The sequence below is a fragment of the Nonomuraea sp. NPDC049486 genome (assembly GCF_040676925.1).
Lineage (GTDB): Bacteria > Actinomycetota > Actinomycetes > Streptosporangiales > Streptosporangiaceae > Nonomuraea > Nonomuraea ferruginea.
Window position 1 is genome coordinate 92,560 of record NZ_JBFAPV010000015.1, and the last position, 12,656, is coordinate 105,215.

Annotated in this window: 11 protein-coding genes and 1 pseudogene; 4 read left to right on the forward strand and 8 right to left on the reverse strand. The window is 70.8% G+C overall.

Annotated elements, in window-relative coordinates:
- Positions 1-9 precede the first annotated feature (9 nt).
- Together AB0K05_RS34890 and AB0K05_RS34895 are read right to left on the reverse strand one after the other, a co-directional pair.
- Entirely contained in the window at positions 10-918 is a 909-nt protein-coding gene (locus AB0K05_RS34890) for a family 16 glycosylhydrolase (RefSeq protein ID WP_271277320.1), read from the reverse strand.
- Between the two features lie 105 nt (positions 919-1,023).
- Positions 1,024-2,070: an iron-containing redox enzyme family protein gene (locus tag AB0K05_RS34895; protein WP_364234945.1), complete on the reverse strand. Its 1,047-nt coding sequence runs from the start codon at positions 2,068-2,070 to the stop codon at positions 1,024-1,026.
- A gap of 100 nt (positions 2,071-2,170) precedes the next feature.
- On the opposite strand from AB0K05_RS34895, the pseudogene AB0K05_RS34900 reads away from it, so the two are divergent.
- A pseudogene (locus AB0K05_RS34900) lies at positions 2,171-2,293 on the forward strand (hypothetical protein); the annotation flags it as partial.
- On the opposite strand, the gene AB0K05_RS34905 reads toward AB0K05_RS34900, so the two are convergent.
- Positions 2,257-3,330 carry a glycosyltransferase family 2 protein gene (locus tag AB0K05_RS34905; protein ID WP_364234948.1) on the reverse strand — a complete coding sequence of 358 codons (1,074 nt, stop codon included), beginning with the start codon at positions 3,328-3,330 and terminating at the stop codon, positions 2,257-2,259. The pseudogene AB0K05_RS34900 and the gene AB0K05_RS34905 overlap by 37 nt on opposite strands.
- A 322-nt stretch (positions 3,331-3,652) precedes the next feature.
- On the opposite strand from AB0K05_RS34905, the gene AB0K05_RS34910 reads away from it, so the two are divergent.
- Positions 3,653-4,246 (forward strand): SPFH domain-containing protein, encoded by a 594-nt coding sequence (locus AB0K05_RS34910; RefSeq protein ID WP_271277323.1) that lies wholly within the window; start codon positions 3,653-3,655, stop codon positions 4,244-4,246.
- A gap of 20 nt (positions 4,247-4,266) precedes the next feature.
- Complete coding sequence (locus AB0K05_RS34915) at positions 4,267-4,545, forward strand: hypothetical protein (RefSeq protein WP_271277324.1); 279 nt, start codon at positions 4,267-4,269, stop codon at positions 4,543-4,545.
- Positions 4,546-4,548: 3 nt separating this feature from the next.
- On the opposite strand, the gene AB0K05_RS34920 is transcribed toward AB0K05_RS34915, so the two are convergent.
- From AB0K05_RS34920 to AB0K05_RS34940, 5 genes are all read right to left on the reverse strand, one after another.
- Positions 4,549-7,275, reverse strand: a complete 2,727-nt coding sequence (locus AB0K05_RS34920) for a beta-L-arabinofuranosidase domain-containing protein (RefSeq protein ID WP_364234952.1) — start codon at positions 7,273-7,275, stop codon at positions 4,549-4,551.
- Complete coding sequence (locus AB0K05_RS34925) at positions 7,272-8,657, reverse strand: glycoside hydrolase family 43 protein (RefSeq protein WP_271277326.1); 1,386 nt, start codon at positions 8,655-8,657, stop codon at positions 7,272-7,274. The genes AB0K05_RS34920 and AB0K05_RS34925 overlap by 4 nt, the downstream gene beginning before the upstream one ends.
- Positions 8,658-8,961: 304 nt before the next feature.
- Positions 8,962-9,444: a CoA-binding protein gene (locus tag AB0K05_RS34930; protein WP_271277327.1), complete on the reverse strand. Its 483-nt coding sequence runs from the start codon at positions 9,442-9,444 to the stop codon at positions 8,962-8,964.
- A complete protein-coding gene (locus tag AB0K05_RS34935; RefSeq protein ID WP_148033064.1) occupies positions 9,441-10,778 on the reverse strand; it encodes an O-acetylhomoserine aminocarboxypropyltransferase/cysteine synthase family protein in 1,338 nt (445 codons plus the stop codon). The genes AB0K05_RS34930 and AB0K05_RS34935 overlap by 4 nt, the downstream gene beginning before the upstream one ends.
- A 19-nt stretch (positions 10,779-10,797) precedes the next feature.
- Positions 10,798-12,018 carry a homoserine O-acetyltransferase gene (locus AB0K05_RS34940; protein WP_271277328.1) on the reverse strand — a complete coding sequence of 407 codons (1,221 nt, stop codon included), beginning with the start codon at positions 12,016-12,018 and terminating at the stop codon, positions 10,798-10,800.
- Positions 12,019-12,098: 80 nt separating this feature from the next.
- On the opposite strand from AB0K05_RS34940, the gene AB0K05_RS34945 reads away from it, so the two are divergent.
- Entirely contained in the window at positions 12,099-12,647 is a 549-nt protein-coding gene (locus tag AB0K05_RS34945) for an OsmC family protein (RefSeq protein ID WP_148033062.1), read from the forward strand.
- Positions 12,648-12,656 lie beyond the last annotated feature (9 nt).

Genomic DNA, 12,656 nt, shown 5'->3' on the forward strand with positions numbered 1-12,656 from the left:
GGCGGCCTGTCACCAGGCGCGGGTGCGGCCCACCCAGACGTTGCGGGCACGGAGGTGGGTGTCGCCGGTGGGGCCCGGCAGCTGCTGGTTCCAGCCGGGGTCGCCGGGCCCGTCCAGGCCGGACGCGTACGAGCCCATCTGCAGGTTGATGATGAGGTACTGCGGGACGCCGGCCCAGTTCTCGCCCTTGTGGGTGGCCACCCAGGAGCCGTCGAGGTAGTAGTCCAGCCCGACGTCGTCGCCGTCTTTGTACATCCAGACCCGGTACTTGTGCCAGGCGGCCGGGTCCGCGACGGGCACCCGCTCCCGCGTGACGAAGTAGTCGTCGCCGGCCTCCTCGCCCTCATCGCCGCTGGAGGTCTTGTTCCAGGTGTTGAAGAGGTTGGTGGAGTCGCCCACGTACTCCAGGATGTCGGTCTCCGGCGGCCACGCCGGCCATTCCCCGGTCGTCCAGAACGCCGGCCAGATGCCCGGCCCGGTCTGGGCGCTGAACTCGCCCTCGATGTCGTACTCGGGGAACTGGTCGTTGACGATGATCTGTTCCTTGGCGTGGATGGCGCCGGAGCGGTACCACAGCGGGGCGTACGGCTTGTGCGGGCTGGTCCCGTCGGCCGTGGCCAGCCGGGTCGCCTTCAGGGTCAGCACGCCCCCGGAGAGTGAGATTTGGTCGGCGTGCATCCGGGCGGCGCCGTTGTGGGTGTCGTCGTCGCCTCCCCAGGGATAGAGGCGGTTCCACTCCCGGTCGAAGGCCGTCCAGCTGTCGAAGGACGACTTCTCGATGATGTTCTCCCACGTCTCGGCACGGGCGGGAGAAGGGGACGGGGTCGCGGCCGTCGCGCCGGTGGGCAAGGCCGCCACCCCCAGGGCCAGGCCGGAGACGGTCAGAAATCTACGCCGGTCGACGCCATGATCAGACATCTGTTTCCTTTGCCGGTTCCGCCACAGGATGCCCGCACATGAGTCAATGATCACTGTTAGGGCGGCAACAGTATGCCTCACGTGACGAAGATCGGCGAGCCCCCGTCAGGGATGCCGCAACGACGTCAGCCCCGCGTCCCAGCGGCCGAGGATGTACTCGGCCCACAGGCGTTCCAGCCGCAGCGCGCACGCCGCCCCGTACAGGACGTCCCCGGCCAGCCACGGGTGTTCGGCGGCGAAGTTCTCGCACAGGTCGTGGCAGGCGATCTGCTCGTGCACGGCGTCGGCCTGCACGTGCTCGTCGTAGAAGAGTGCGGCGGTGTCGTCGCCGCCGAGCCTGCGCAGCCCGATGGCGTAGCGGCGGTTGGGCAGGGAGGAGGTCATCTCCAGCGCGGCGAGATGCCCGATCAGGGCGCCGCGCAGCCGCCGGTGCAGGCCGAACAGGGACATGGCGTTGGAGATGGCCAGCGTGATGCCCGGCACGCGGCCGAGGTAGGCGCCGTAGGAGTCGTCCAGGCCGAGGCCGCGCATGGTGGCGCGGAACAGCTCGGAGTGCATGCGCTCGGCCCGGCCGCCGCCGTACTCGTCGGCCTGGATCTCCACCAGCGCGGCCTTCGGCCGGCCACGGAGGCGGGGGATCGCCCAGGTGTGCGGGTCCGCCTCCTTGAGGTGGTAGATCGACCGGTGGATGACGAACTCGCGGAACTGCTCCAGGCCGGCCCGGCGGGACAGGAAGGCGGACAGGGAGGGGCCGTCGTCGTCGGCGGTCAGCTCCCTGAGCGCCCGGCGTACCTCGACCGGCCCGTCGAGCGGCGGCCGGGGCACGGCCGCCGCGAGCGTCTCCTCGAAGCGCCGCTCCAGCTCCATGCGCGCGGCCAGCAGCGGCGGCGCCCACTCCCAGCGCTCGTCCACGTCGTCGAAGCCCTGGTAGTGCAGCTCGTAGCAGACGAACAGGGCGAGCTGGAAGTCGTCGTCGCCCAGCTCGGCGCCGGTGACGTCCAGCGGGATCGGGCTGTCGTCCGGCGGACGGGTCAGGCGGTCGAAGAGCGTCGCGGTGACCGGCCCGCGCGGAGCGGGCAGCCTCGTGGCCGGCTCCCGCCCGGTGGCGCCGCGACCTTCCCTCCTGGCCCTCCTGGCATCAACCGCTGTCACGAGTCCCCCTTCTCGCCCGGGAACTGCCCGGGGACCTGTGCGCCAAACTCGCCTCCCTGGTGTCAGGTGTCCCCGCTGTTCCGCCGGGAAGAGGGGTGGGATGTCGCATCAGGGAGATGACGTGGTGACGGTGACGCCTTGCGAGGACGGGCCCCTGCTGATCCGGGGGCCGTTCGAGCTGGTGACTCAGGACGGCGTGCCGATCCCGGCGGGGCGGGCGACGGTCGCGCTGTGCCGGTGCGGGTTCTCGTCGGTCAAGCCGTTCTGCGACGGCTCGCACAAGGTGGCCGGCTTCCGGGCGCCCAGCGAGCGCGAGGCCCCGGCCTGACGCAGCCACCGTACGGAATGGGCCGCCCGGCGGAGCCTGCGCCCGGCGTACGGCACGCCGCCGCACACGGCGGCCCCGACCGCGAGCCAGGCGCACGTCGCCCGCTCCACGATCCAGACCGGGGCGAACAGCGCCGACGTGCCCGGGAAGACGCGCCGCCCGCCCGCCCTGCGCCGCCCCGCCTCCGCCACCCCCACGGCCAGTACGGCGCCCGCCACGGGCAGGACATACCGGTGGCGCAGCAGGCAGAAGGCCAGCCCCGGCAGCACGGACAGGAACAGCGCCATGCGGCCGGGCTGCGCCAGGTCGTCGTACGCCTGCCGGACGCGCTGGCTCCAGAAGCGGGCGGCGTCGGGCGGCAGGCGCCGGACGTAGAGATCAAGCGGGCGCAGCTCCCGGCCGCCGTGCGCGCGTACGGTACGGATGAGTTCGAGATTCTCGAACAGCACGTCACCGTCGTAGCCGCCCATCCGGGCGAAGAACGAGCGGCGCACCCCGAACGTGCCGGGATAGTCGGCGCCCAGACCGCGGTTGAGCAGGGTGCGGGCGGTGTCCCAGCGGGCGTGCCAGGGCAGTCGCGCGAAGTAGTTCTGCGGCCGGACCAGCTCGGCCTCGTCCAGCAGGCGATCCATCCTGGCCAGGGCCCACTCGTCGTAGCGCACGTCGTCGTCGGCGATGATCACGTGCTCGGCGCGGGCCAGCCGCATGCCGGTCAGCACGCCGCCGACCTTGCCGTTGGCGCGGAGCAGATCGGTGTCCGGACGGACGTGCGTCACGAGGCCGCGCCAGGCGGCGGCATGGCGCTCGAACAGCGGCCCGGGAGAACCGTCGACCACGACGACCCGTAGGCGGCGGCTCAGGGCGCGCAGGTAGGCGGTCAGTTCCTCAAGGCCGGAGTCGTCCTCCCAGCGCAGCGGGAGCACGTAATCCATCAGGCGCCGTCTTCCATCCCTCATGCCGGTCGCACCGTACCCGGGAAGGCCCTCAGGAAACGACGGCCGATGCGTGCCGGGAATAAATCGAGGTTAGAATGCTCACCAGTTGACCGGCTCTTGAATCCCGGCCCCCACGTGCGGCTACACCGTGGAATTCGGAAATCTACATAGTCTTCCCCCCGCGAAATGGGTGCCGGCCCCGATAGCCGGATTCCTGTTCCTGGGCCAAACTGGTAAGTGAGCGGACCCGATTGCTCGAATTTCCTCCAAGTGACGAGGTTCGCGCCGACGACGAGCCAGGTCGACAGGGGATGAGGGCATGTTCGCGCTGGACGGTCAGACGGTCACGTGGCAGGCGCCGGCCGTGTGGCTCCTGCTGGGCCTCCTGCTCCTCGCCGCGCTTATCGCCCGGGTGGTGCGCGTCGTCGGCGAGGACGAGCGGCTGGTGGTGCGCAGGCTGGGCCGCGTGACGGGGGTCCGAGGGCCGGGGCTCGTGGTCGTCTGGCCGATCCTGGAGCGCGACGTACGAGTGTCGCTGCGCACGGCGGGGCTGGACGTGTTCGGCAAGGAGGCCGTCACCCGCGACGGCGTGAGCGTGCGGGTGCGGGCCGGCGTCATGGCGGCCGTCGAGGACCCGGTCCGCTTCGCGACGGCGGTGGAAGGCCCGCTGACGGCCACCACGATCGTCGCCGAGAACGTGCTGCGGCGCGAGATCGCCCGGCGCGACCTGGCCGAACTCCCCGCCCTGGTCGCCGGCGCGGGCGCCGACCTGGCCGGCCAGGTCAGCGAGACGACCCGGCAGTGGGGCATCCGCGTCACGCTGCTCGACATCACCGACATCCAGGTCCCGCTCAGCGCCGATCTGATCGCGTGGGGCAGGGGCGACCGGCGGCAGGAGAGCCTGCCCGCATGACGTCACAGGGAAGGAGACCCATGAAGATCACGAGCAACACCATCCCCGGCATCGGGACCGTCCATCACACCGACACCCGGCGGGGAGACCACCTCGCCGTCATCGTCACTCCCGCCGGACGCACCCTCCTGCTCTACGACGAAGCGGACCCCGACACGCCCGCGCACACCGTGGAGCTCGAACAGCAGGAGGCCGACCAGCTCGCCGACCTGCTGCGCGGCCGCCCCACGGCAGACCGGCTGACCGAGGTCGAACGCCGCCTGGCCGCCGTGGAACGCCGCCTGGCCGCCGCCGCGTAGCCCTCAGAGGAACCTCCAGAGGGTGTTGCCCGCTCCCTCGTCGGCGAGCACGACCTGCGCGCCCTGGGACGTCCCGGCGAGGCCGAGGACCCGGCCGCCGTTGGCGCACTGGATGCGGAAGGCGGCCCCCGGCCCGGGGCGCAGCCGCCAGCGGTGGTCGGCCGTGCCGTTGTCGGCCCACTGCAGGACGCGCGACCCGGAGGCGGTGCCCATGTCCTCCACGCCCAGCACCTTCTGGCTGTGGCCGTTGCGCAGCCGCAGGTAGCCGCCCGTGTCGACGACCGCCGTCCACAGGTGGTCGGCGGTGCCGGTGTCGCCCCACTGGACGACGAGCGCGCCGTCGGCCGTGGACATGCCGGTGACGCCGAGCACCATCCCGGTGGCCACGTTCTGGACGCGCCGGGCGCCGCTCGGCACGAACCGCCACCGGTTGTCCGCGCCGCCGTTGTCGGAGTCCTGGACCACCGGGGCGCCGTTGGCCGTCGAGCCGTTCTGCACGCCGAGCAGCTTGCCGCTGTGGACGTTGCGGATCTTGACCGAGCCGTCGCCGGTGTCGGTGACCGTCCAGCGGTGGTCGGCGGTGCCGTTGTCGTCCCACTGGACCACCCGGGCGTTGTCGGCGGCCGACATGTTCTCGACCCCGAGCACCTTGCCGCTGTGCGCGTTGCGGAACCGCAGGGCGTCGCCGTCGACGATCGGGACCCAGTCGTGGTCGGCGGTGCCGTTGTCGGTCCACTGGAGCGCCGGGGCGCCGTCGGCGGTGGACATGTCCTGGATGCCGAGGACCAGCCCGCTGGCGGCGTTGAGCAGCCGGAAGCCGGAGCCGGTGCCGCCCTGACCGCCGGTGTTCCAGTAGACGACGTAGTTGTGGCCGTGCGCGTCGTGGAACGGCCCCAGCCGCACCGTCGCCCCGCCCGCCGTCGCCGTGAAGGCCAGGGACGAGGTGCTCGTACGGGTGATCGACGAGGGGACCAGGACCGGGGCGGACGACAGGCCGGTGTTGCCGTAGTCGCCCGACAGCACGACCGGGCCGTAGGTGACGGCCTGCAGGCCGGGGTTGTCGTTGGCGGCCTTCATGACCACCCGCATGGGCAGCCGCACGGTCACGGTGTCGCCCGGCGCCCACGACCGGGTGAGGCCGGCGTAGCTGCCCGGGGTGACAGGAATGTTCTGCCGCACCCCGTTGACGCTGATCGTCGCGTCCTGGGTCCAGGCCGGGATGCGGACGCGCATCGTCCACGTCCCGCCGACCTCGCCGGTGACCCGCAGCGACGTGGTGTCGCCGACCGGGTATGAGGTCGTCTGGGTGACCGTGATGCCGCGCTGGCTCCAGTCGAGCGTGGAGGGCGCGAACAGGTTCACGAACAGCGTGGTGCCGTCGTAGAAGTAGATCGAGTCCATCAGCTTGGTGTTGGTCTCGATGCCGGTGCCCTGGCAGCACCAGAAGGAGTCGTAGTCCGTGCTCCAGGTGCCGCCGCCCCAGGCCGGGCCGACGCCCCGGCGCCCGCCGGGGTTGAGCGGGGTGAAGTACGTGACGTGCCCGCGCGCGTCGGCCGGGTTCTGCTGCCCGATCAGATGGTTGAGCAGGGCGTTCTCGTAGTAGTCGAAGTAGTCGGCCCGGGTGGGCGACAGCAGCCACAGCTCCCGGGTCAGCTTCAGCATGTTGTAGGTGTTGCACGCCTCGCCGGTGTCCCTGGTCAGGTGGGCGGCGATCGCGTTCGGGGCGCGGAAGTGCTCGGCCTGGCTGTTGGAGCCGTTCGCGTACGTGTGCGCGCCGACGGTGATCGACCAGGCGTTCGCGGCGATGTCGCGGTAACGGGTGGTGCCGGTCGCCTTGTACTCGCGGGCCGCCCCGATCCACTTGGGCACCTGCGTGTTGGCGTGCAGCCCGTTGAGCTGGTCCTGGCCCGCGGCCAGCGGGTTGAACACGGCCGCGTGGTCGAACCGCTGGGCCGTGGTCAGCCACCGGGAGTCGCCGGTCATCTGGTACAGGTCGGTCAGCACCGCGTTCATGCCGCCGAACTCGGTGCCGAGCATGGCCTGCAGCTGGCTCGCGCCGAGCCGCGAGGTGCGCGTGTCCACCCATCCCGCCAGGGCGAGCAGCACGGTCCTGGCCCGGGTGTCGCCGATCAGCCGCCACACGTCCAGCAGCCCGGCCAGCGTCTTGTGAATGCAGTAGTACGGGACGTTGCCGTTGGTCAGCGTGCGGTTCTCCACAGCGGTGATGTCGGACTCGGGGAAGCCCGACAGATAACCGGCCGTGAACCCGGCGGCGGCGTTGTTGGCCTGGCACCGGGCCAGCTCGGTGACCATGTGGACGGCCTTGTCCCGGCAGGTGGTGTCGCCGAGCACGGCGTAGGCCTGCGCCCACGCCGTCAGGAAGTGGCCCTGCATGTGCGACCGGAACGGGAAGCCGGGCGCGTCCCAGCCGCCGTTGGCCGCGGCGCCGCCGGTCGGCAGGCGGTGGTTGGCCCGGAAGACGTACAGCAGCCGGTCGACGTCGACGAAGCGCAGGTAGTTCAGGGTCCGGTTCTGGTTGTCCAGCCAGCGCCCGGAGGTCAGCCGGACCTGGCCGAGGTCGAAGGCGTAGGCCGAGACGCCGATGTCGGATCTGGCCCACGGCAGCGCGGCCGCGGACGCGGGGGAGGCGCCGGCCACCTGGCCGGCGGCCGAGAGCGCGACGGCGGCACCCGTGGCCTGGAAGAGCCGGCGGCGGCTGATCTCGCTCATGAGGCCACCCGGAAGGTCGCGTCCTGGCGGTCGGTGGCGCTCGACGACGAGCTGACCGGGTCGATGCGCAGCACGTACCCCTGGTGCCGCAGGTGGTGGGTCGGGAAGTTGTGCGACCGGAACGACGACCAGCCGCCGTCCGCCAGCCCGGCCACGCGGTGGAAGGTGGCGTCGGCGCGGAACACGGACGAGCCGTCGTCGGGGTCGAGCCGGACCGCGTAGTTGCTGTGCCGCAGGTAGTCGCCCGGCACGTTCACCGACTGGAACGAGACCCCGGCCGGATCGGCCAGCCCCGGCACCATCCGCCACAACTGATCCTGGTGCGGATCGAACGGGTAGGGGTCGATGCGCCCCACCCGGTCGGCGTGCCGGACGAAATAGTCGGGGAAGTTGTACGACTTCAGCCGCACCCAGTTCGGCAGCCCCCACCGCGCGACCATCGCGTTGTACTCGGCGTCGGTGATCGAGGCGATCGAGCCGTGCTTGGAGTTCAGCGGCGGGGTGTAGTCCCGCTGACTGGCCGCCGTCCACGCGCCGGCGCCGATGTTCGACGACGACCACAGGTAGTAGTCGTTGTTGACCGGGCTGAAGGAGTCGCCCCACAGCCGCCAGCCGCCTTCGTTGGTCTTCTGCAGCAGCGGCGCCTCGATCGCGTTGCCCATCCGCAGGCCGCCGGTGTACGTGGTGAAGCTGTTCGGCTGTCCCGTGGCCGAGCGGGCGCCGTAGAGGTTCCCGTCGTTCAGGTTCTTGTAGTAGAGGTACGTCGTGCCGCCGTCGACGACGATGTCCCCGTCGAGCACGTTGAAGGCGGGGCTGAAGAACGGCTGCTGGGCGCTGACCGACTGGAAGTCGCTGGTGTAGTTGACCGCCAGGATGTCCCGGCCCCCGGTGTTGAACGAGTAGACGATGCCGTACTGGCCCCGCGAGGCGTCGCGGAATACCGTGGGCGCCCAGGTGTGGCCGCTGGTGGTGTGCATGCGCAGCCGCCGGTAGCCGGTGAAGGCGGTCAGGTCGGCCGAGTCCCAGACGTGCAGATACTGACTGGTCGTGCCGAAGTCGAGGCCCTTCAGGTCGGTGGCGATCACCACGAAGGCGCCGTCGAGCTTGCGGTGGATCTGGGGGTCGCGCAGGCCCTGCTGCCCGGCGGTCGGAGTCGCGACGGGGTTGTTCTGGTTGAGCGGCGCCCAGTTCAGGCCGTCCCGGCTGACCGCGAGGTGCAGGCCGTAGTCGGCGGCCGACTGGTTGGGGGACTCGGTGAAGTACGCGAACACGTAGGCGGTGCCGGCCGCCTGCGCCGCGCGGGGAAAACCGGCCACACCGGTGGCCGCCAGCGCGGCCGACGCCAGGGCGGCCTTGCCGAACTGCCTGCGGCTCAGGGACATCCAGGGCTCCTTGGCTAGGTCGGAGCGGGCGGCCACAGCGCGTGTTAGCGCTACCATTTCTTTCCGCCGAACCACATGGCCTGCTCCGGTGGGTGCGTCGTCGCGGAGTACATCCGACACCCCGCCCTCACGTCAACGGGGGCGATCCGTACCGGCGGTGCGGACCTGCCCCCGAAGCGCCCGCATCTGGAGTTTCACGGTCCAGCAGACCGCGCTATAGCGTCCACGACGTGAAACTTTCACCGGCGGCCGCCGTCGCCGAGCCCGTCGCGTTCGCGACGGGACGACCCGGCGGAGCGCGTGACTACTGGAGCCCGGCGCGGACGGACGTGATGCGCTGGGTGTTGAAGCCGAGCCAGTGCATCCGGCCCACGTAGCGCGCGTGCTCGACCTTGATGCAGCGGTCCATGATCACGGTCACGCCGCCGTCCTCGGCGATCCGCGCGCCCTCTTCGTTGATCACGCCGAACTGGCACCACAGGGCGGCGGCGCCGATCGCCACGGCCTCCTCGGCGATGGCGGGTAGCGCGTCCGGCGCGCGGAAGACGTTCACCAGGTCGACCGGGACGGGTACGTCGCGCAGGCTCGGGTAGCAGGTCTCCCCGAGGATCTCCTTCTCCCGGGGGTTCACCGGGATCACCTGGTAGCCGTGCCGCTTGAGGTAGTAGCCGACGAAGTAGCTGGCCCGCAGCTCGTTGCCGGACAGGCCCACGATCGCGATCGACCTGGTGGCGTGGAGCACGCGCTGGATCGTCAGCGGGTCCTGGTAACGCCCGAGCTCGGTCATGCCGTCTCCTCCTTCTCCCCGATCGCCTTGGCGACGCGGGCGAACCCCTGCTCCAGATCCCAGATCAGGTCCTCGACGGACTCGGTGCCGACCGACAGCCGCACCGTGCCCGGCCCGACGCCGGCCGCCCGCAGCTCGGCGTCGCCGAGCTGGCGGTGCGTCGTGCTCGCGGGGTGGATGACCAGGCTCTTCGCGTCGCCGACGTTCGCCAGGTGCGACCAGAGCGTCAGCCCGCCGATCAGGCTCTGCCCGCCCTCCCGGCCGCCCGCGCAGTCGAAGGAGAACACCGCGCCGGCGCCGCGCGGGAGGTACTTCTCCACCAGCGGCCGGTATCTGCTGCCAGGCAGGCCGGCATAGCTCACGTTGGAGACCAACTCGTGCGACTCCAGGAACGCCGCGACCGCCCGCGCGTTCTCGACGTGGCGGTCCATCCGCAGCGACAGGGTCTCCAGCCCTTGCAGGAACAGGAAGGCGTTGAACGGCGAGAGCGCCGCCCCGAGGTCGCGCAGGGTCTCCGCGCGCAGCTTCATCAGATAGCCGTACGTGCCGAACGTCTCGTGGAAACGCAGGCCGTGGTAGGCCGGAGACGGGTCCGCCACCACCGGGAACCGCCCGTTGGACCAGTCGAACGCGCCGGACTCGACGACCACGCCGCCGATGCTCGTGCCGTGGCCGCCGATGAACTTGGTCGCCGAGTGGATCACGATGTCGGCGCCCCACTGGATCGGGCGGCACAGGTAAGGCGTCGCGAACGTGTTGTCCACGATCAGCGGAAGCCCGTGCTCGTGCGCGATGGCCGCCACGGTCTCGATGTCCAGCACGTTGCCGGCGGGGTTGCCGATCGTCTCGCCGAAGAACGCCTTCGTGTTCGGGCGCACCGCCTGGCGCCACGCGTCGGGATCGTCCGGATCGACCCAGGTCAGCTCCACGTTCATCTTGCGCAGCAGGTGCTTGAACTGGTTGACCGTCCCGCCGTACAGCGCCGAGGACGAGACGACGTGGTCGCCCGGCTCCAGCAGCGTGAAGAGCGCGGCCGCCTGCGCGGCGATCCCGCTGGCGAACGCCACCGCGCCGCAGCCGCCCTCCAGGTTCGCCACCCGCTCCTCGAACACCGCGACGGTGGGGTTCATGATGCGCGAGTAGGTGTTGCCGTACTCCTGCAGGTTGAAGTACGCCGCCGCGGACTCGGGATCTTCGAAGACGTAGCTGGTCGTCTGGAAGATCGGCACCGCGCGGGCGCCGGTGTTCGGGTCCGGCCGCTGCCCGGCGTGCAGCTGCCGGGTCTCGAACCCGAACTCGCGGGCTTGTTCGGCACGGGAAAACTGGTCGGTCACGAAGGCCTCTTCTTCGACGTCATCCGGTCCCGCCCTGAGCCAGGAACCGGCGGATCATGGGAGTCTGGCGCGCTTCTTCGAGCAGGAAGCAGTCGTGGCCGTACGGTGCCTCGATCACCTCGAACTCGACCGGCTTGCCGAGGTCGCGCAGCGCCCGCGCGACCTCCTCCGACGCCTTCGGCGGGTAGAGCCAGTCGGAGCTGAAGGCGATCAGCAGCGTCCGCGCGGCGACGCCTTCGAGCGCCCGCGTCAGCGATCCGCCGCCGTGCTGCCGCGCGAGGTCGAAGTACGTCAGCGCGCGCGAGACGTAGAGGTAGGTGTTGGCGTCGAAGCGCTTGACGAACGAGCCGGCCTGGTGGCGCAGGTAGCTCTCCACCTCGAACTCCGGCTCGGTGATCGTGTAGCGGAGGTCGTCGGCGAACTGCAGCCGCCGGCCGAACTTGTCGTCGAGCGCCGGCGCGGACAGGTAGGTGATGTGGCCGACCATCCTGGCCACGCCCATGCCGCCGTCGGGCGCCCGGCCCGTGCCGTAGTAGTGGCCGCCCTGCCAGGCGGGGTCGCGCATGATCGAGTCACGCGCGATCGCGTTCCAGGCCATGCCCTGCGGGTGGAGCGCGTGCGTGCTGGCGATCGCCACGACGGCGTCGACCTGGTCGGGGTACATGACCGCCCACTCCATGGCCTGCATCCCGCCGAGCGAGCCCCCGGCCACCGCCGCGAGCCGCTCGATGCCCAGGACGTCCAGGAACGCGCGCTGGGTCCGTACCATGTCCGCCACCGTGATCACGGGGAAGTCCGCCCCGTACGGCCTGCCCGTCGCCGGGTCGATGGACGACGGGCCCGTCGTGCCGCCGCAGCCGCCGAGCAGGTTGGTGCAGATGACGAAGAAGCGGTCGGTGTCGAAGGCCTTGCCGGGGCCGATCATCCCGTCCCACCAGCCGAGCCCCTTGCCGGCGGCGCCGTCGCGGTCGGCGGCCCCGAACCCGTCGCGGGTGCTCTCCTCGGACGGCACCTTGGCCAGGCCGGCGGCGTGGGCGTCGCCGCTGAGCGCGTGGCACACGAGGATGACGTTGTCGCGCTGGGGCGAGAGGACTCCGTAGGTCTCATACGCTACGCGCACCGGGTGCAGATCTCTGCCGCAGTCGAGGGGGACAGGCTGCGGCAGGTCGAGATACTGGGTTTCCACGGTGCCGGCCGTGCCGGCCATGCCGGCCGCGAGCGTCGAGGCTGGCTGTGACATGGGAGCTATGGTAGCCGCCACCGTGGGTGTATGGTCAAATACCTACTGGAAGTACAGGAAGTAGCCGAAGGGTGCGGGACATGACGACTGTCGCCAACGGAGTGAACGTGCAGGCGCTGCTGGACGCGCGCGAGGTGCTGAAGACCGCGCCGGAGGCCGCGCAGTTCGTCTGGCGGGCGTCCTCCAAGTGGCAGAACGGCGTCCACAGCACCACCACCGTCAAGGAGTTCTTCGGTCTGGGGCAGGAGCAGACCCACAAGAACGAAGCGGTGTTCGACGCCGACCACCCTGACGTCTTCGCGGCCGAGGACAACGGCATCACGCCGATCGAGTACCTCCTCGTCGGCCTGGCCAGCTGCCTGACGGCGGGCGTCGCGTCCGTCGCGCAGAACCGCGGCATCCAGCTGCGCTCGGTCGAGGCGACGCTCGAAGGCAAGCACGACATCCGCGGGATCCTCGGCGCCGACGCCGACGTCCGCAACGGCTTCACCGACATCAAGGTGACCTTCAACATCGACGCGGACGCCTCGAAGCAGGACATCGAGGCGCTGGTGGCCCAGTCGCAGAAGCGCTCGGCCGTGTTCGACGCCATCACCAACCCGACAGACGTCACCGTCGAAGTCGCCTGAGGGCCGAGT

Bases quoted from the DNA above. Each gene is read 5' to 3' on its own strand.
- AB0K05_RS34920 (WP_364234952.1), bottom strand. From the start codon at position 7,275: ATGAGCGAGATCAGCCGCCGCCGGCTCTTCCAGGCCACGGGTGCCGCC.
- AB0K05_RS34890 (WP_271277320.1), bottom strand. From the start codon at position 918: ATGTCTGATCATGGCGTCGACCGGCGTAGATTTCTGACCGTCTCCGGC.
- AB0K05_RS34930 (WP_271277327.1), bottom strand. From the start codon at position 9,444: ATGACCGAGCTCGGGCGTTACCAGGACCCGCTGACGATCCAGCGCGTG.
- AB0K05_RS34910 (WP_271277323.1), top strand. From the start codon at position 3,653: ATGTTCGCGCTGGACGGTCAGACGGTCACGTGGCAGGCGCCGGCCGTG.
- AB0K05_RS34925 (WP_271277326.1), bottom strand. From the start codon at position 8,657: ATGTCCCTGAGCCGCAGGCAGTTCGGCAAGGCCGCCCTGGCGTCGGCC.
- AB0K05_RS34915 (WP_271277324.1), top strand. From the start codon at position 4,267: ATGAAGATCACGAGCAACACCATCCCCGGCATCGGGACCGTCCATCAC.
- AB0K05_RS34940 (WP_271277328.1), bottom strand. From the start codon at position 12,018: ATGTCACAGCCAGCCTCGACGCTCGCGGCCGGCATGGCCGGCACGGCC.
- AB0K05_RS34905 (WP_364234948.1), bottom strand. From the start codon at position 3,330: ATGGATTACGTGCTCCCGCTGCGCTGGGAGGACGACTCCGGCCTTGAG.
- AB0K05_RS34945 (WP_148033062.1), top strand. From the start codon at position 12,099: ATGACGACTGTCGCCAACGGAGTGAACGTGCAGGCGCTGCTGGACGCG.